At 72.5% G+C, this 18,057-nt stretch carries 16 protein-coding genes; 7 read left to right on the top strand and 9 right to left on the bottom strand.

Annotated features, from left to right (window positions below):
• The first annotated feature begins 92 nt into the window (after window positions 1-92).
• Window positions 93-680 carry a TetR/AcrR family transcriptional regulator gene (locus H4696_RS01040; protein ID WP_086857947.1) on the top strand — a complete coding sequence of 196 codons (588 nt, stop codon included), beginning with the start codon at window positions 93-95 and terminating at the stop codon, window positions 678-680.
• Here H4696_RS01040 and H4696_RS01035 read toward each other — a convergent pair.
• Complete coding sequence (locus H4696_RS01035) at window positions 677-1,777, bottom strand: Gfo/Idh/MocA family protein (RefSeq protein ID WP_086857946.1); 1,101 nt, start codon at window positions 1,775-1,777, stop codon at window positions 677-679. The two genes, H4696_RS01040 and H4696_RS01035, sit on opposite strands and share 4 nt — an antisense overlap.
• A complete protein-coding gene (locus H4696_RS01030; RefSeq protein ID WP_086857945.1) occupies window positions 1,774-2,508 on the bottom strand; it encodes a sugar phosphate isomerase/epimerase family protein in 735 nt (244 codons plus the stop codon). Before H4696_RS01030 ends, H4696_RS01035 begins: the two co-directional genes overlap by 4 nt.
• 198 nt (window positions 2,509-2,706) lie before the next feature.
• Between H4696_RS01030 and H4696_RS01025 the strand changes: the two genes are divergently transcribed.
• Window positions 2,707-2,901 (top strand): hypothetical protein, encoded by a 195-nt coding sequence (locus H4696_RS01025; protein ID WP_086857944.1) that lies wholly within the window; start codon window positions 2,707-2,709, stop codon window positions 2,899-2,901.
• A 77-nt stretch (window positions 2,902-2,978) separates the two neighbouring features.
• Window positions 2,979-3,824 (top strand): SAM-dependent methyltransferase, encoded by an 846-nt coding sequence (locus H4696_RS01020; RefSeq protein WP_086857953.1) that lies wholly within the window; start codon window positions 2,979-2,981, stop codon window positions 3,822-3,824.
• Here H4696_RS01020 and H4696_RS01015 read toward each other — a convergent pair.
• The 4 genes from H4696_RS01015 to H4696_RS01000 all read right to left on the bottom strand — a co-directional run bounded on the left by H4696_RS01015 (window position 3,821) and on the right by H4696_RS01000 (window position 9,098).
• Window positions 3,821-6,676 carry an RICIN domain-containing protein gene (locus H4696_RS01015; RefSeq protein WP_086857943.1) on the bottom strand — a complete coding sequence of 952 codons (2,856 nt, stop codon included), beginning with the start codon at window positions 6,674-6,676 and terminating at the stop codon, window positions 3,821-3,823. The two genes, H4696_RS01020 and H4696_RS01015, sit on opposite strands and share 4 nt — an antisense overlap.
• A gap of 94 nt (window positions 6,677-6,770) precedes the next feature.
• Window positions 6,771-7,730, bottom strand: a complete 960-nt coding sequence (locus H4696_RS01010) for an ABC transporter permease (protein WP_086857942.1) — start codon at window positions 7,728-7,730, stop codon at window positions 6,771-6,773.
• Window positions 7,718-8,572 (bottom strand): ABC transporter ATP-binding protein, encoded by an 855-nt coding sequence (locus H4696_RS01005; protein ID WP_086857941.1) that lies wholly within the window; start codon window positions 8,570-8,572, stop codon window positions 7,718-7,720. Before H4696_RS01005 ends, H4696_RS01010 begins: the two co-directional genes overlap by 13 nt.
• Window positions 8,573-8,708: 136 nt before the next feature.
• Window positions 8,709-9,098, bottom strand: coding sequence for a GntR family transcriptional regulator (locus H4696_RS01000; RefSeq protein WP_086865281.1), 390 nt, complete (start codon window positions 9,096-9,098; stop codon window positions 8,709-8,711).
• Window positions 9,099-9,214: 116 nt separating this feature from the next.
• On the opposite strand from H4696_RS01000, the gene H4696_RS00995 reads away from it, so the two are divergent.
• From H4696_RS00995 to H4696_RS00985, 3 genes are all read left to right on the top strand, one after another.
• Entirely contained in the window at window positions 9,215-9,988 is a 774-nt protein-coding gene (locus H4696_RS00995; protein ID WP_192781983.1) for a cyclase family protein, read from the top strand.
• The gene (locus tag H4696_RS00990) at window positions 9,985-11,604 is read left to right on the top strand and encodes a thiamine pyrophosphate-binding protein (RefSeq protein ID WP_086864453.1); all 1,620 of its coding nucleotides are present in this window, start codon (window positions 9,985-9,987) and stop codon (window positions 11,602-11,604) included. Before H4696_RS00995 ends, H4696_RS00990 begins: the two co-directional genes overlap by 4 nt.
• A gap of 91 nt (window positions 11,605-11,695) precedes the next feature.
• Complete coding sequence (locus H4696_RS00985; protein WP_086864454.1) at window positions 11,696-12,685, top strand: hypothetical protein; 990 nt, start codon at window positions 11,696-11,698, stop codon at window positions 12,683-12,685.
• Here the strand turns inward: H4696_RS00985 and H4696_RS00980 are convergent.
• Both H4696_RS00980 and H4696_RS00975 read right to left on the bottom strand, forming a co-directional pair.
• Window positions 12,682-13,413 (bottom strand): N-acetyltransferase, encoded by a 732-nt coding sequence (locus H4696_RS00980; protein WP_086864455.1) that lies wholly within the window; start codon window positions 13,411-13,413, stop codon window positions 12,682-12,684. The two genes, H4696_RS00985 and H4696_RS00980, sit on opposite strands and share 4 nt — an antisense overlap.
• Window position 13,414: 1 nt before the next feature.
• Entirely contained in the window at window positions 13,415-13,861 is a 447-nt protein-coding gene (locus H4696_RS00975; RefSeq protein ID WP_086864456.1) for an Lrp/AsnC family transcriptional regulator, read from the bottom strand.
• A gap of 151 nt (window positions 13,862-14,012) precedes the next feature.
• On the opposite strand from H4696_RS00975, the gene H4696_RS00970 reads away from it, so the two are divergent.
• Window positions 14,013-17,405: an indolepyruvate ferredoxin oxidoreductase family protein gene (locus H4696_RS00970; protein ID WP_249027209.1), complete on the top strand. Its 3,393-nt coding sequence runs from the start codon at window positions 14,013-14,015 to the stop codon at window positions 17,403-17,405.
• Here the strand turns inward: H4696_RS00970 and H4696_RS00965 are convergent.
• Complete coding sequence (locus H4696_RS00965; RefSeq protein ID WP_086864458.1) at window positions 17,386-18,012, bottom strand: response regulator; 627 nt, start codon at window positions 18,010-18,012, stop codon at window positions 17,386-17,388. The two genes, H4696_RS00970 and H4696_RS00965, sit on opposite strands and share 20 nt — an antisense overlap.
• Window positions 18,013-18,057: the final 45 nt, after the last annotated feature.

The raw sequence follows: 18,057 nt of genomic DNA, 5'->3' as shown, positions 1-18,057 counted from the left end.
ACCATCGATTTGTTCGGACGCGCACGCCGGTTGTGCGAAACACCGCTGCGGCATGATGGTGCCGTGCACGCCGCCGAGACCACCGCGACCCCGTGACCGGGGGCTACCTGAAGGGCCGGATCCGCCGCGAGGACATCATCACGGCGGCCGCCGCGGCGTACGGCGAACTCGGCTACCACGGCTCCTCGCTGCGCGAGATCGCCAAGCGCGTCGGCATTTCCCACGCCGGCCTCCTCTACCACTTCCCCACCAAGGAAGCCCTGCTCGCCGCCGTGCTCGAACGCCGGGACGCCGACGACTCCGAGCGCGAGCAGCTGCAGGTCCCGCCCGGGCTGGAAGTCCTGCGCCACTTCGTCGCCCTCGCCGAGCACAACGTCCGCCACCCCGGGATCGTCGACCTCTACTCGCGGCTGGCCGCCGAAGCGGTCGCGCCGGACCACCCCGCGCACGGCTACTTCCAGCGCCACTACCGGGCCGCCCGCGAAGGCGTGCAAGAGTCGTTCGAGGTGCTGGCGGCCCGCGGCCAGCTGCGGGCGGGCGTCGACCCCGGACTGGCCGCGCTGACGTTCATCGCGCTGATGGACGGCCTCCAGGTGCAGTGGCTGACCGTGCCCGGCGACGTCGACCTGGTCGGCTCGCTGCGCTTCTACCTGCGGAACCTGCTCACCGTCCCGTTCTAGAGGGTCTTCGCGTACGGGTCCCAGCCCGGCGGCAGCAGCGGCGGGACCTCGACGCTGCTTCCGACTTCCACGCTCTGCCCGCGGGTCATGGACTCGTCGATGGCCAGCATCGTGTCGAGCACGTGGTAGGCCAGCTCGCCGGACGCGCGTTCGGGCACCCCGGCCCGGATCGCCCGCGCCAGCTCCAGCGCGCCGGTGCCGCGGGACGCCGGGTGCCCGGCCGCCGCCAGCTCTTCCGGTTCCTCGTGCCCGAGCAGGTGCAGCCGGGTCGGCTCGTCGAAGCGGTTGGGGTCGGGCAGCACGGCCGTGCCGAGCGTGCCGGTCAGCTCGACCACCCCGGCCCGCTTGAGCGCCGAGTCGAAGCTCAGCACCAGCTGGGCGGACCCGCGCTCGAACTCGACGAGCGCGGTGACCGTGGTCGGCACCAGCACCGGGAACTCCGTCCCCGCCCGCGGCCCGGACCCGACGACCCGGGTGTCGCGCGCCCGCCCGCCGGCCCCGGTGACGCGCCGGACCGGGCCCAGCAGGTGAACCAGCGCCGTCAGGTAGTACGGGCCCATGTCGAGCAGCGGCCCGCCACCCGGCTGGTAGTAGAACTCCGGCGCCGGGTGCCACAGTTCCGGGCCCGGCACCTGGAACAGCGCCAGCGCGGTCAGGGGACGGCCGATCCGGCCCGCGTCGACGGCCCGGCGCGCGGTCTGCAGCGCGGCGCCGAGGACGGTGTCGGGCGCGCTGGCGACGCGCAGGTTCTTCTCCCGTGCCCGATCGAGGAGCTTGCGGCCGGTCTCGCGGTCCAGGGCGAGGGGCTTCTCCGCCCAGACGTGCTTGCCCGCTTCGAGGGCGGCGAGCCCGACCTCGACGTGCGCGACCGGCACGGTCAGGTTGACCACCAGCTCGACGTCCGGGTCGGCGAGCAGCTCGGCCACCGTGCCCGACCGCGGCACGCCGTACTCGGCCGCGCGGGCGGCCGCGCGCCCGGTGTCGAGGTCGGCGATCCGCAGCACGCGGACGTCCGGGAAACCGGTGAGGTTTTCGAGGTAGGTACCGCTGATGACGCCGGCGCCGACGAACCCGACGCCGACTGGGCCGCCGGTCACCGGCCAGCGCCGGTCAGGAAGGCGTGGCTGGCGGCGACGGCTTCGAACAGGTCGCCGTCGTAGGCGTCGAACTCGATCACGCGCAGCGCGTCCGGCGCCGCGGCCAGCACGTCGGCGATCGGTATCCGGCCCTGCCCGGCCGGGACCTGGCCGGTGGCGTCGGTGGCGAGGCCGCCGTCCTTGACGTGGATCGCGCGGACCCGGTCGCCGAGCCGCCGCAGCAGGGCGGGGGCGTCCTCGCCGCCGGCGGTGGCCCAGTAGGTGTCGACCTCCAGCGCGACGGCCGGGTCGAGCTGGTCGGCGAAGACCTCGAACGCGCTGCGGCCGCCGATCCGGGATTCCAGCTCCCACCAGTGGTTGTGGTAGCCCACGCGCACGCCGTGCTCGGCCGCGAGCTTGGCCGCGGCGTTGAGCGCGTCCGCCGTCGCCGCGATGTCGGCCGGGTCCTGCCACTGCTCGGGCTTGACCAGCGGGTCGATGACCAGGCCGATGCCCAGCTCGGCGGCCGCGGCGAAGACGGCGGCCTGGTCGGCGCCCAGCAGGCGCGCGTGCGCGGTCGGCGCGGTCAGGCCGTTGGCGGGTAGCCCGGCTCGCAGGGCTTCGGCGTTTTCGACGACTCCGTACGGCTCCACCTGCGTGAAGCCGATCGCGGCGAGCCGCCGCAGGGTGTCGGCGGGATCGGCCGCGAAGGCGTCGCGGACCGAATAAAGCTGCACGGAAAGGTCGCTCATCCCCAGCTCCTGAAGTCACGGTGGGCTCTGCCCAATTTCTACCACCTGGTCAGAATTGGCACCAGAAAATCGGCCCGCGGTCCACCGGACGGCGGCACGGCGTGCCCGACGTCACTGCGGCCCGTGTTTTGACCTGCCTCACTTGGGGCAGTAACGCCGGTGAGCGGGCGGAACGAACCGACGCGGGAGGTACCGGAAGTGGACAGGGCAGGGGACGAAGTGGACACGGGGGCGATCGGCCACCCGTGGTCCCGTCGCGACCTGACGGAACTGTCCGAGGCCGCGCGCGACCTCGACCGCCGGATCGAGCAGCACCTCGCGCGGCTGCGCCGGGAACGCACCGAGCGCGCCCGCGACGACATCCCGGACCAGCGGCTCCGCCCGAGCGGCTGACCTCGTCTTCACCCCCTGGACGCGACCTACTACGCTGGGTGGCGCACCGCCACCCGCCGAAGTCCTGCGAGGTCGCCATGTCCGAGACCCTGTCCCCGAGCCAGAAGCCGGTGGGAGTCGACCCCGACCGGCCGAGCATCGCGCGGATCTACGACGGGTTCCTCGGCGGCAACAACTACTACGAGGTCGACCGCGTGGTGATGGAGAAGATCCGCACCGCGGTCCCGGAAGCCGTCGACATCGCCCGCGGCAACCGCGGTTTCCACAACCGCGCGCTGCGGATGCTGGCCGCGCAGACCGGCATCCGGCAGTACCTCGACTGCGGGTCCGGCCTGCCGACGGCGGAGAACACCCACCAGATCGTCCAGCGCATCGACAAGGACCACACGGTCGTCTACGTCGACAACGACCCGGTGGTCCTCGCGCACGGCCGCGCGCTGCTCGTCGAGAACGACTTCACGCACATGGTCGAAGCGGACATCTTCAAGCCGGAAGCCGTGCTCGAAAACGAGGACGTGCGGCGGCACATCGACTTCTCCGAGCCGGTCGCGCTGCTGCACGTCGGCACGATGCACCACTTCGAGGGCGACGGCGCCGTCGACGTCATGCGCGAGTACATCGACGCGCTCGCCCCGGGCTCCTACGTGGTCCTCTCGCACTTCTTCGACCCCGAGGTGCCGGAGCTGACCGAGATCGCCAAGCGCATCGAGCAGATCCTCGTCCAGGGCCCGCTCGGCGCCGGCCGGTTCCGCACCCGCGCCGAGATCGAAGCGATGCTGCCCGGCCTGGAGCTGGTCCAGCCCAACGCCACGTCGGAGCCGGGCCTGGCCGTGTGCGACGAGTGGTGGCCGGACGGGCCCCGCCTCACCCCGCTGTCGGGTTCGGCGAAGTGCGTGGCGGGGATCGTCGGCGTCAAGCGCTAACGCAGCCGCCACAGGTGGTCGGCGGTCCCGGTGTCGCCGAACTGCACCACCTGCGCGCTGTCCGCCGTCGACATCACGTCGACGCCGAGCACCTTGCCGGAGTTGCGGTTGACGATCCGGAACCAGCCGCTGCCGTCGTCGCGCAGGCGCCACTCGTGGTCGGGCGTGCCGTTGTCGGTGAACTGCACGACGATCGCACTGTCCGCTGTGGACATCTGATCCACACCCAGCACCTTGCCCGAGTTGACGTTGCGGATCAGGAACCAGCCGGCCGCCGTGGGTTCGAACGTCCACAGGTGGTCCGCCGTGCCGTTGTCGGCGAACTGCACCACCCGCGCGCTGTCCGCCGTGGACATCCGGTCGACCCCGAGCACCTTGGCGGAGTTGCGGTTCTCGATCCGCACCTGTCCGTCCGGTACCAGCCGCCAGAGGTGGTCCGCGGTCCCCGTGTCGGCGAACTGCACCACCTGCGCGCTGTCCGCCGTGGACAGCTGATCGACGCCGAGCACCTTGCCCGAGTTGCGGTTCTTCAGCCGCCACCAGCCGTCGCCGTTGTCGATCGGCTGCCACAGGTGGTCGAGCGTGCCGTTGTCGGTGAACTGCACGACGATCGCACTGTCCGCTGTGGACATCTGGTCCACGCCGAGCACCTTGCCCGAGTGGTGGTTGCGGATCCGGTACCAGCCGTCGCCGTTCGCGACCAGGTGCCAGACGTGGTCGTCGGTGCCGTTGTCGGCGAACTGGACGACCCGCGCACTGTCCGCTGTGGACATCTGATCGACGCCGAGCACCTTGCCGGAGTTGCGGTTGACGATCCGGAAGCCCGCTCCCCCGCCGCCGGGCAGCCACGGGTGGCCGTCCGGCGAAGCGGTCGGGAACGCCGTGATCCGCAGCCGTGCCGCGCCCATCGGGATCAGCGTGACCGTCTCCACCGGGGCCTCGCTGCGGGCCGGTGACGCCTGCAGCGGCGTGACGACGTCCTGGTCGTCCGCGGTCCACTCGGCGATCTTCCGCGCGGACGCGGTGATCTTGACCGGCGCCGCGTCCGGCGTGAACGGGTTGGCCGGGAGCGCGCCGCCGGCCGCGGCGAAGGTCAGCGCCGCGTCCGGGGCCAGACCGTAGTTCCACGGCGTCGTCGCGTGCACCGCGTACTCCGGGAACTGGGTGGTCCCGCCGAGCCGCTCGTAGCTTTCGCCGATCTTCAGCGAGTACGTCAGCGGCCCGTGGTCGACCGACACCGACCCGTGGTTCGCCTGCCAGGTCCGCAGGGTCGTGCGCTGCGGGAGCGTCAGCGTGACGACGTCGCCGTTCGCCCAGGTCCGGTCGACCTTGACGAACGCCGGCCCGGCCGCCGCGGCGACCGGCGCGCCCGCGACGGTGAGCCGCGGTGCCGCACACCAGGCCGGGATCCGGAAGTAGAGCGGGAACGCCAGCCGCTTCGGCGTCCGGACCGTGAAGGTGACCTGCTCGGAGAACGGGTAGGTGGTGTCTTCGGTGATGGTCACGGCGGTGCCGTCGCCGACCTTCGCCGTAACGCTGCTGGCGGAGTACATCGCCGCGGCGAGCCCGTTGTCCGGGGTGGCGAGCCAGAGTTCTTCGGTGAAGTACGGCCAGCCCATGCCGTAGTTGTGCGGGCAGCAGCGGTACTGGTCGACCCCCGGCAGGTAGGCCTGCATCGCGAAGCCGTTCTGGAACTGGCCTTCGCTCTTGGGCACGTTGTCGAGGTCGACGCTGTTCGCGCTGGTGATGTAGTGCACCGCGCGCCCGTCCGGGTCGAGCGCGGCGGGCAGCGAGTTGAAGGCCAGGTCCTCGCAGCGGTCGGCCCACACCGGGTCGCCGGTCAGCCGGGTGAGCAGCTGGTGGCTGGCCATGAACTCGACGATCCCGCAGGTTTCGAAGCCCTGCCGCGGGTCGCCGAAGCCGGGCCGGGCGTTCTCGTCGCCGGCGAAGCCACCGCCGGGGAACTGGCCGTAGGTGGCCATCACCGTGTCGTAGTCCGCGTAGGTGGCCTGGGTCAGGCTCGCGTCGCCGGACCGCAGCGCGTACTGGGCCGGTTCGCGGAAGCCCTGGGCGATGTTGACGTTGTGCAGGCTCGGGAGGTGGTTCACCCAGCTCGCGCCGTAGCCGTGGATCTTGTCGGCGAGGTCGAGCAGGAAGGTGTCGCCGGTGCGGTTGAACAGCCAAAACACGCTGTCGAGGCCGTCGCCCCAGCGCACGGACACCCAGCTGGAGTCGAACGCGCTCTTGCCCTGGGCGTTCATGTAGCGGAAGAAGCGGGTCAGGAACGGGACGATCCGCGCGTCGCCGGTGTACTCCTGCCAGGACCGCAGCGCCTGCAGCAGCGGCAGGTACGGCCAGAAGTCCGGGCCGTTGTTCAGCGCGGTGCGCAGGGCGGCCGGGCCGAAGAAGCCGTCGGGCTGCTGGGTGGCGAGGATGGCGCCGATCCACCGGGCGGCGGTGGCTTTCGCGGTGGCGTCCCCGGTGACCGCGGCGAGGTCGACGTAACCGCGCAGCCAGTAGGGCACTTCCTCCCAGCCGCCGCGCTCCGGGTGGACCCAGCCGCTGGTCGCGAAGTCGAGGAAGTGCGACGTCTCGGCATAGTGCCCGCAGAGGCCGTCGAGCTGGAGCCGCAGCTGCCCGGCGAGCCAGCCGCGGGCGGTGACGGCGCCGGGCGGGAGCTTGAGGAAGGCGGCGGGCCGCAGGGGTGCGGCGTTCGGCGTGTACAGACCACCCTTCGCCGGGGCGACCTTCCGGCAGCGCAGCGCCCCGGCGACGGCGTTCGGCGCGTTCGCGCCGGTCAGCAGGGTGGCGGCGACGGCTCCGGTGACGAACTGCCTGCGGCTCAGCGACACGGGACGGCCTCCGCTCGTCGTTACAACGTTGTAAAAGTAGTTCTTACCCCGTTGATACAACGTTGTAAATCCGCCGTTCGTCGGTGCCGGCGGATCAGGCGATGGTGCGGACGCGGCGGATCGCGAAGTAGACCAGCGCCGCCGTCAGCACCGCGAAGATGCCGGCTTCGATGCCCTGGAACGCCCAGAACCGGTCCCCCGGCTGGAATTCCAGCCAGTTGGCCGTGTCCGGTGCGGCGCACTGCCCGGCCGGGCACGGGCCGAGCTGGGCCTTCGGGAGCACGACCCGCCCCACCTCGTCGCGGACGCTCTGGGCCAGGATCCAGTCGCCCGACGCCGGGTTCGGCGTCTGCGTGCCTGCCGGCGAGAACGTCCGCACCTGCGCCGGCAGGTAGCGCGGCCGCGCGAGGACCTCGACCGCGACGCGGACCACCGCGTACCCGGCCAGCGCGAGCGCCATCGCCGGCACCACGCGCCGCCAGTACGTCCCCGCGAAGATCCCGAGCGCGAGCGCGAAGAGCGTGTACGCGACCGGCACGATCCCCTGGACGTCGAACGCGAGGAACGCGAGCCGTCCGGTGCTCGCGGTGACCAGCGGCTCGAACCACCACGACACGCCCAGCGCGTACCCGGCCGCCAATACCGCCGTGATCGCGCCGGTCAGGCCGAACGTCGTGAGCGCCCACCGCAGCCGGCTCACGCCCTGGGTCCACACCAGGCGGTGCGTGCCCTGCTCGACCTCGCGGGCCACCAATGGTGCGCCGAAGAACACGCCGATCAGCGCCGGCAGGACCACGAACAGGACGGCGACGAACTGCAGGTTCCCGAACTCCCGCTGGAACTGGTGACTCAGGCTCTCGCACTGCGCCACCGCTTCGGTCTGCGTGATCATCGACGCGGTGCCGAGCGCCGCGCGGCACGACCCGAGGCCGTAGCCGTCGAACTTCGCGCGCATCGCCAGTCCCGTCGGCACCACGACCGCGGCGAGCAGGCCGAGCACGGCGAGCGTGAACAGCGCGGGCCTGCGGTGGCGGCGCCAGGTCAGCCAGAACACGCGGGCACCTCCGCCGCGCCGAGGTGCCCGAGCACCAGGTCTTCCAGGCCCACTTCGTGCTCTGTCCACAGTGGATCGATCGGCCCCGCGCGGCGCACCAGCAGCGTCGCCTGGCGGGCGGAGTGGTGGGCGCGGATGATCTGCGCGACGCCCGCGATCTCGTCGCTGCCGGCCCGCGGGCCGACGACCGTGCGGTGCGCGTCGAGCAGTTCGTCGACCGGCCCGGCCAGCCGGACGCGGGCGTCCTGCAGCACGATCAGGTGATCGCAGGTGCGTTCGAGGTCGGTCAGCAGGTGCGACGAGAGCAGCACGGTGGTCCCGTCCTCGGCCACCGCGCCCATGAGCGTCCGGAGGAACTCGCGGCGGGCCAGCGGATCCAGGCTCGCGATGGGCTCGTCGAGCAGGAGCAGCCGTGGCCGCTTGGCCAGCGCGAGCGCCAGCGCGACCTGCGCGCGCTGCCCGCCCGAGAGCTTGCCCGCGGGCCGGTCCGGCGGCACACTGGCGAGCCGTTCCCACGCCGCGGCGGCGTCCCAGCGGCGGTTCAGCTTGCCGCCCATGGTGATCAGCTCGGCGGCGGTGAAGTCCCGGTAGAGCGGGGTGTCCTGGGCGACGAACCCGATGTCGGGCAGCGCGGCGGCGGGTGGGTGGCCGAACACGCGGACGTCGCCCGAATCCGGCCGCAGCAGCCCGGCGGCCAGGTGGAGGAGGGTGGTCTTACCCGCGCCGTTCGGCCCGACGAGGGCGACGATCCGCCCGGCGGGGACGGTCAGGTCGCAGTCCCGGAGGGCCCAGGTGCGCCGGTACCGCTTGCCCAGTGCGCGGGTCTCGATCGCAAGTTCCATCCGGCTCCCCTAGTGTCGCGCGTCCCAGTGTCGTCGACGGCCAGCTATGCGCCCCAATGTGGCGTTCGGTGCGTCTGACGCACCGAACGCCACATTGGGTGCGCTGGACGCAACCAACGCCACATTGGGGCGCTTGCTACCCGCGCGGCAGCGCTGTCCCGCGCATCGTCGTCTCGATCAGCGCCGCGATGTCGTCCGGCGTCATCCCCGCCGCTTCGGCGCGCTCCAGCCAAGCGACCAGCTCGTCCCGCAGGTGCGCCTGCGCCCCCAGGGACGGCCCGGCCAGGTCGCCCGTGACGAACGTGCCCACCCCCGGCCGTCCGTCGGCGAGGCCCTCCAGGACCAGCTCGCGGTAGGCCTTGAGCACCGTGTTCGGGTTGATCGCCAGCTCCTGCGCCACGTCGCGGACCTTCGGCAGCTGGTCGCCGGGGCGCAGCAGGCCGACCCGCAGTGCCTGCTTCACCTGCACGACGAGCTGCATGTACGTGGCGACCCGGGAACGGCCGTCCAGGACGAACTCGATCACCGGACCTCCTACTGTCCTACGGCAGTAAGACAACACCGGGAAGCGCGGCGCTGTCAAGGCGGCCCGCGCGGGCATAGGGTCTCGATCGAGAGGCACACCGGCACCGGGAGGCAGGCATGTCGTTGTTGGACGGGCTGAGCAAGGCGATCACCTCGGGGGCGGTCGAAATCGTCGACCTCACCGCGCCCCTGAGCTCGAGCACGCCGATCCTGCAGTTGCCGGAGCCGTTCGCCAACACCATCCCCTTCCGCCTCGAAGAGATCAGCCGCTACGACGAGCGCGGGCCGCGCTGGTACTGGAACGACATCCACACCGGCGAGCACACCGGCACGCACCTCGACGTCCCGGTGCACTGGGTGTCCGGAAAGGACGGTCACGACGTCTCCCAGGTCCCGCTGAAAACGCTGGTCGCGCCCGCGGTCGTCCTCGACTTCTCGGCTCAGGCGGCGCAGGACCCGGACTTCCTGCTCTCGATCGACGACGTCCGCGCGTGGACGGCCGAGCACGGGCCGCTGCCCGACGGCGGCTGGCTGCTCTACCGCACCGGCTGGGACACCCGCAGCGACGACCAGGACCGCTTCCTCAACGCCGACGAGGCCGGGTCGCACTCCCCCGGCGTCTCGCCCGAGTGCGCGCGGTGGCTCGCCGAGGAAACGCCGATCACCGGGCTCGGCGTCGAGACCGTCGGGACCGACGCGGGACAGGCGCCCGGGCTCGAGCCGATGTTCCCGTGCCACGAACTCCTGCTGGGCGCGGGGAAGCACGGCCTGACGCAGCTGCAGAACCTGGCCACGCTGCCGCCGACCGGGACGCTGCTGGTGGTCTCGCCGCTGCCGATCGTCGGCGGCTCCGGGAGCCCGGCCCGCGTGCTGGCGCTGGTGGAGCGGTGAACGTCGCCGAACTCGTCGGCCGGACCCTCGCGGAACTCGGCGCCGGCACCGCGTTCGGCGTGGTGGGCAGCGGCAACTTCGAGGTGACCAACGCGCTGCGCGCGGGCGGCGTCCGGTTCGTCGCCGCCCGCCACGAGGGTGGTGCGGCGAGCATGGCCGACGCCTACGCGCGGATGAGCGGGAAGGTCTCGGTGCTGTCGCTGCACCAGGGCTGCGGGCTGACCAACGCCGTCACCGGGATCACCGAAGCCGCCAAGAGCCGGACGCCGATGCTCGTGCTGACCGCCGACTCCGCGGGGGCGTCGGTGCTGTCGAACTTCCGCGTGGATCAGGACGGCCTGGCCGCGGCGGTCGGCGCGGTGCCGGAGCGCGTGCACTCGGCCGCGAGCGCGGTCGCCGACACCGTGCGGGCGTTCCGGACCGCGCGGCAGCAGCGCCGGACGGTCGTGCTGAACCTCCCGCTCGACGTCCAGGCCGAGCCCGCGCCTCCTTCGCCGTCGTTGCCGGAAATCCCGGGGCCCGCGGCGGTGCGGCCGGACGCCGCTTCGGTGGCCGCGTTCGCGGACCTCCTCGCGGCCGCCGAACGGCCGGTCTTCATCGCCGGCCGCGGCGCCCGCGGCAGCCGGGAACCGTTGCGGGAACTGGCTTCGCGGTGCGGCGCGCTGCTGGCGACGTCCGCCGTCGCGCACGGGCTCTTCCACGGTGACGAGTTCGCGCTGGGCATCTCGGGCGGGTTCGCGTCGCCGACCACCGCCGAGCTGATCCTGGGCGCCGACCTCGTCGTCGGCTGGGGCTGCGCGCTGAACATGTGGACGACCCGGCACGGCAAGCTGCTCAGCCCGCACGCGAAGCTCGTCCAGGTCGACGTCGAGCAGGCGGCCCTCGGCGCGCACCGGCCGGTCGACCTCGGCGTCGTCGGTGACGTCGCGGCCACCGCGGTGGAGGTGCTGGCCGCGGCGAAGGAGCGCCAGGGCTATCGCACCGAAGAGGTCGCCGCTCGGATCGCGGCCGGGCGCTGGAACGACGTCGAGCACGAGGACCTGTCCGGCGACGGGCGCATCGACCCCCGGACGCTGAGCAAGCTCCTCGACGAGCTGCTGCCGGCGGAGCGGATCGTCTCGATCGACTCGGGCAACTTCATGGGCTACCCGAGCGCCTACCTCTCGGTGCCCGACGAGCAGGGATTCTGCTTCACACAGGCGTTCCAGAGCATCGGGCTGGGCCTGGGCACCGCGATCGGCGCGGCGCTCGCCCGCCCGGACCGGCTGCCGGTTTTGGGCACCGGTGACGGCGGGTTCCACATGGCACTGTCCGAACTGGACACGGCGGTCCGGCTGGGGCTGCCGCTGGTGGTCGTCGTCTACCACGACGCGGCCTACGGCGCGGAGATCCACCACTTCGGCGACGCCGACATGACGACGGTCCGCTTCCCCGACTCCGACCTCGCCGCCATCGGTCGCGGCTTCGGCTGCACGGGGGTCACGGTCCGGTCGGCCGGGGACCTGTCCGCGGTGCGTGACTGGCTGGCCGGACCGCGGACCGCGCCGCTGGTGATCGACGCGAAGATCGCCGACGACGGCGGTTCGTGGTGGCTCGCGGAGGCGTTCCGGCACTGACCCGGCCTTGACAACGGCCCGGCCCTGACTGAATGCTGGCCGAGTTGTCCTACAGTCGTAGGACAGTGGGGGAACTAGTCATGGAGCCTTGATGCGACTCTTCCTGGCCGTCCTGGCGGCCGTCACCCTGTTCGCCGCGCCGGCGGACGCGGGCCAGTCCCGGCCGCCCGCCGACGCCGCGGGCGCCTTCCTCGCCGCGTTCGACGACCACGCGATCGTCGCGAAGTCCAGCCCGGACGTCGGGACGTTTCTGTTCGACCTCGTCCGCGACCCGCGCTTCCCCGGCCGCGTGAACGACATCGCCGTGGAATGCGGCAACTCGCGGCTGCAGCCGTTGCTGGACGACTACATCGCGGGCGGCGACATCCCCGACGTGAGCCGGGTCTGGCGCGACACGACCCAGCCGAGCTGTGGGTTCTCGACGTTCTACGAGCAGCTTTTCGCGCTGGTGCGGCAGGTCAACACGACGCTGCCCGCCGCGCGGAAGATCCGCGTGCTGGCGTGCGACCCGCCGGTGGACTGGAGCCGCGTCCAGGCTCCCGCGGACCTGGAGCCGTTCCTCGACCGCGACGCGACGATCGCTTCGGTGGTGGAAACGCAGGTGCTGCAGAAGAACCGGAAGGCCCTGATGCTGTTCGGCCTCGGGCACCTGACGCACGACGGCGGCAGCGGCGCGGTCGCCCGGCTGGAGCGCGCGCACCCCGGCGCGGCGTACGTCGTCGCGGATCACCGCGGGTTCACCGCGGACAACGCCCGGCTCGAACAGCGGCTGGGATCGTGGCCCGCGCTGGTGCCGCTGCGGGGTTCCTGGCTGGGCGGGCTCGAGACGACGTACTTCCCGGTGAACCGGGACTACCCGCCGGGCACCCGGGGATATCCGGGCGTGGACGCGTATCTGTACGAAGGACCGGCGGACACCTTGCTGCGTGAACCGCTGTCGGCGCGGGCGATCCTGGACACGGGCTACCTGAACGAACTGCGGCGGCGGGCGGCCGCGATCCAGGCGCCGCCGGACGGGCTGGAGTGGCCGGAGTTCTTCTTCGAGCGGGAGCGCACGTCCGGCGTGCTGCTGCGGGGCTAACCGACCGGGTGCGACACCCAGACGTTCGGCTCGACGTAGACCGCGATGTCCTGGGCCACTGAGACGAACACCGGGGCGAGCGCGCCCGAGACCGGCACGACGCCGTCTCGGTCGAACGGCAGCCCGGTCCAGCGCCGCCAGTCCTCGAGCGGCGCCTGGACCGTCGCCGAACAGGGCGCGACGCCCTCGATACGGCCGCCGGCCCGGACGTGGGTGCGCAGCCAGCGGTCGGCGGGCAGGCCGTCCGCACGGGTCTCGGCCGCGTACTCGCGCATCGGCTTGGACGGCACCGCCGCCTTGTCCGGCGGCCGGACCGGGATCACCAGCGACCCCAGTCCGGCCGCCGCGACGGCTTCACGCATCGCGACGAGCACCGTGCCGGCGTGGCCGCGGCCCTGGTGCTCCGGGTGGACGGCGATCTCCAGCGCGCACGCGGTGTCCGGCACGACGTCGTCGAGCGCGTCCTCCGCGGCCCACACCGCGACCTCGTCCCAGCCGCGGGCGGGCAGCGGGCCGCGGCCGCGGAACGGCACCATGACGCCGCGCGCGATCGGCCGGTCGCCGTCCAGCAGCGCCACGACGAGGTGCGGCCAGCGGCGCGCCACCCGCCGGCCGCGCACCAGCAGGCTCGCGAGGCTGCCCGCCATGAACGACGGCGAGCCCGGCGGGTACGGGATGGCGTAGACGGCCTCGGCGAGGTCCGGCCGCCGCGCCAGTGTCACGAGCACGTCAGTTCCCCCGCGACCACGATTCCAGCGCGATCAGCGTCTTCGTCCCGGTCACCTGGTGGTGCCGCCGGATCTCGTCGATCGTTTTCTGCAGGTGGGCCATGTCGCGCACCCGCAGCCACACCAGCGCGTCCGGGTCGCCCGCGATCGTGAACACCGCCTGGGCCTCGGGCATGCGGGTCGTCGTGCGCAGGATCTCCGCGACCTTCGTGTTGCCGACGAAGCGCAGTTCGGTGAACGCCTCGATGCCCCAGCCCAGCTTCGCGTGGTCGACCTGGACCGTGAAGCCCGTGATAACGCCGGTCTCGCGCAGCCGGTCGATGCGGCGCTTGACCGCGGCCGTGGAGAGGGTGACGCGGCCGGCGATGTCGGACAGCGTGCGGCGGGCGTCTTCGCGCAGCAGGCCGAGGATCTCGTGGTCGGTCGCGTCGAGCAGCTCTTCGGGCATGCGCAGGAGCGTAACTCCGCGCAAAAATCCGAGCCAGCCGGCGCGTGGAGGCCTCGAAGTTTGCGTATAGAGTCGCGAAACGCCAACGCCTGTTGCGTCGCTGTGGCCGGCGTCGCACTGTGCCCGGAAGCACATCGAGAGGAGCCGCGCCGTGGAGACGTTCACGCTTGAGGACCGCTATCTGCGGGAGGCGGGAACCGTGCACCTGACCGGGGTGCAGGCCCTGGTCCGGCTGCTGTTCGACCGCGTCCGGCACGACCGCGCCCAGGGCGGCGACCCCGCCGTCTTCGTCTCGGGGTACGAGGGCTCCCCGCTGGCCGGGTACGACCTCGAGCTCGGCCGCCGCTCGACGCTGCTGGAGAAGCACGACGTCGTGCACCGGCCCGGGCTCAACGAGGAGCTGGCCGCGACCTCGGTGATGGGCAGCCAGCTCGTCGCCGGCGCCGGTGGGCAGCGTGGCGTCACCGGCTTCTGGTACGGCAAGGCCCCCGGCCTGGACCGGGCCTCCGACGCCCTCCGCCACGCCAACCTGGCCGGGACCGACCCGCGCGGCGGCGCCGTGGCACTCGTCGGCGACGACCCGAACGCGAAGTCCTCGACCGTCCCCTGCGCGTCCGAGCTCGCCCTCGCCGACCTGGCGATCCCGATCTTCTACCCCATCGACTCCCAGGACGTCCTCGACCTCGGCATGCACGCGGTGGAGCTGTCCCGCGCGGCCGGCGTGTGGACGTCGCTGAAGGTCGTCGCGAACGTCGCCGACGCGTCCGGCACGGCCACCGTCAGTCCGCAGTGGACGGCTCCGGAGATCGAGCGGGCCTACCGGCACACGCCGACGTCCCGGCTGCTCGGCACCAGCCTCGCCGAGCTGGAGCGCAGCCTCTTCACCGTCCGGCTGCCGCTGGTCACCGAGTACCTGCGCGCGAGCGGCGTCAACCGCATCACCGCGCGCGGCTCCGCCGACCGGATCGGCATCGTCTCCGCCGGCAAGTCCTACCTGGACCTCCAGCAGGCGCTGCGCGCGCTCGGCCTCGACGCGGACGCACTGGCGAAGTACGGCATCCGCGTGCTCAAGCTCGGCGCGATCCACCCGCTCGAACCCGCGATCGTCCGCGAATTCGCCGACGGGCTCGAGGAAATCGTCGTCGTCGAGGAGAAGCGCTCGTTCGTCGAGACCGCCCTCAAGGAGGTCCTCTACGGCGTTCCCGGCGCCCCCGCGGTCACCGGCAAGAAGGACCGCGACGGCCGGACCCTGTTCACCGAGCTCGGCGAGCTGGACCCGGACGGCATCGCCGCCGGGCTGGCCCGGCGGCTGCCCGGGGGCATTCCTTCGGTCGACGCCTTCAAAACCCGCCGCCGTCGCGAGCGCATCTCGGTGCCGCTGCTCGCGCGGACGCCGTACTTCTGCTCGGGCTGCCCGCACAACTCGTCGACGAAGGTCCCGGAGGGCACGCTCGTCGGCGGCGGCATCGGCTGCCACACCATGGCGCTGTTCATGGAGCCCGACCAGGTCGGCACCGTCCTCGGCGTGACGCAGATGGGCGGCGAGGGCACGCAGTGGATCGGCATGGCGCCGTTCGTCGAGGCCGAGCACTTCGTGCAGAACATCGGCGACGGCACCTTCACCCACTCCGGCAGCCTCGCGGTGCGCGCGGCGGTCGCGGCCGGCGTCAACATCACCTACAAGCTGCTCTACAACTCCGCCGTGGCGATGACCGGCGGCCAGGACGCGGTCGGCGGGCTGCCCGTCGAGAAGGTCGCCGAGCTGCTGCTCGTCGAGGGCGCGAAGCGGGTCGTGATCACCAGCGACGCGCCGGCGAAGCTGCGGCGCCGCAAGCTCCCCGCCGGTGTCGAGGTGCGCGACCGCGCGGAACTCCTGACTACGCAAGAAGAACTCGCCGCCGTCAAGGGCGTCACCGTGCTGATCCACGAGCAGGAGTGCGCGGCCGAGAAGCGCCGGAAGCGCCGCCGTGGCAAGCAGACGACCCCGACGACCCGCGTGGTCATCAACGAGCGCGTCTGCGAAGGCTGCGGCGACTGCGGGACGAAGTCGAACTGCCTGTCCGTGCAGCCGGTGGCGACGGAGTTCGGCCGCAAGACCACGATCCACCAGTCCTCGTGCAACGTCGACTACTCCTGCCTGGCCGGGGACTGCCCGTCGTTCGTCACCGTCGTGCCGACCGGGAAGAAGCAGCGGCGCAAGCTGACCGAGCTGGCCGCCGACGCCGTGCCCGCGCCCCCGGTGTCCACAACGGACTTCACCGTGCGGATCACCGGCATCGGCGGCACCGGCGTGGTCACCGTGACGCAGATCCTCGCGACGGCCGCGGTAATCGACGGGCGGCACGTCCGCACGCTCGACCAGACCGGGCTCGCGCAGAAGGGCGGCGCCGTCGTCTCCGACCTCAAGGTGACGGCGGAACCGGTCGAGCAGGCCCCGAAGCTCGCCGCCGGCGAGTGCGACCTCTACCTGGCGTGCGACGCGCTCGTCGGCGCGGACGCGGTGAACCTCGCCGTGGCCGACGCCGAGCGGACCACCGCGGTCGTGTCGACCACCGAGGTCCCGACCGGGCGGATGGTCGTCGACACGACGGTCTCCTTCCCCTCCCCCGGCAGTGTCCTCGCGCCGCTGGAAGCCGCGGCCGCGCGGACGGTTTCGCTCGACGCCCGCGGCCTCGCCGAGGAGCTCTTCGACGACGACCAGTTCGCCAACGTGCTCCAGCTGGGCGCCGCCTACCAGACCGGCGCGATCCCGCTGCCCGCGGCGGTGATCGAGCGCGCGATCGAGCTGAACGGCACCGCGGTGAAGGCGAACCTGCAGGCGTTCCGCCGCGGCCGTCAGCTCGTGGCCGAGCCCGAGGCGCTCACGACGGCCCCGGCGCCGGCGCGCCCGGTCGCGCAGCCGTCCGCGCGCAAGCTGGTGCACGCCGAGCCCGGCTCGGAGCTGGCGCGGCTGCTGGACGTCCGGATCCCGGACCTGGTCGCCTACCAGGACGAGCGGTACGCCCGCGCGTACGCCGAGTTCGTCGAGCGGGTGCGGGTGCTGGAGGACGGGCCGACGGAGATCACCGAGGCCGTCGCGAAGCACCTGTACAAGCTGATGGCGTACAAGGACGAGTACGAGGTCGCCCGGCTGTCGCTCGACCCGGCGTTCACCGACGGCCTGGCCGAGCAGTTCGGCGACGGCACCAAGTACGCCTACCGGCTGCACCCGCCGGTGCTGCGCGCGCTCGGCATGAAGCGCAAGATCAGCCTGGGCCCGTGGTTCCGCCCGGCGTTCCGGCTGCTGCACGCGCTGCGCAAGCTGCGCGGCACCCGGCTCGACCCGTTCGGCCGCGCCCAGGTGCGGCGGGTGGAGCGCGAGCTGGTCGAGGACTACCGCGCCACGATCCTGACCGCGTTCCGCGCGTCCGATGTGGACCGTTCCCGGGTGCTCGCGCTGGCGGAGCTGCCCGATCTGGTGCGGGGCTACGAAGACGTCAAGCTGGCCAACGTGGCCCGGTACCGGGAGAAGCAGGCGGAACTGCTCACGCTCGTAAATAGCTGAGCATCGCGGTGGCCTGACCGGGGACGCGCAGCTTCGCGCTGACGTCCCCGGCGTGCTGCCGAGCGGCGGTGGTGCCGATGCCCAGCAGGCGCCCGATCGTGGGCACCGAGTGTCCTTCGGCCAGCAGCGCGACGACCTCGCGTTCGCGGTCGGTCAGCGCGGCCACCGGATCGCCGGGACGGTGCCGGGCCAGCTGGACCGCTACGACGTCCCGGTCCAGCACGGTGCCGCCGGCCGCGACGCGCCGGAGTGCGTCGAGGAACTCGTCGGGCCGGCCGACGCGCTCCTTGAGCAGGTACCCGGCCCCGCCACCGCCGGCGGCCAGGAGGTCGCCCGCGTAGCCGTCCTCGACGAAGGCGGACAACGCGAGGATCGCGAGCCCCGGTACGCGGCGGCGCGCTTCGAGGGCGGCGCGAAGCCCTTCGTCGGTGAACGTCGGCGGCAGGCGGACGTCGACGACGGCGAGGTCCGGCGCCGCCGCCACGACCGACGCCACCAGGTCGCCCGGGTGGTCGACGGCCTCGACCACCTCGAAACCCTCGCTGCGCAGGAGCAGCACGAGCCCCTCCCGCAGCAGGGCGTCGTCCTCCGCGATCACGATGCGCACGGCGGCAGCCTCCTCCGGTTCACGCCCTCCCCTGCCTTGATGCAC

It is taken from the genome of Amycolatopsis lexingtonensis, assembly GCF_014873755.1.
Classification (GTDB): domain Bacteria; phylum Actinomycetota; class Actinomycetes; order Mycobacteriales; family Pseudonocardiaceae; genus Amycolatopsis; species Amycolatopsis lexingtonensis.
The sequence above is the reverse complement of the archived record's forward strand: the minus strand, read 5'-3'. Positions and strand labels throughout refer to the sequence as shown.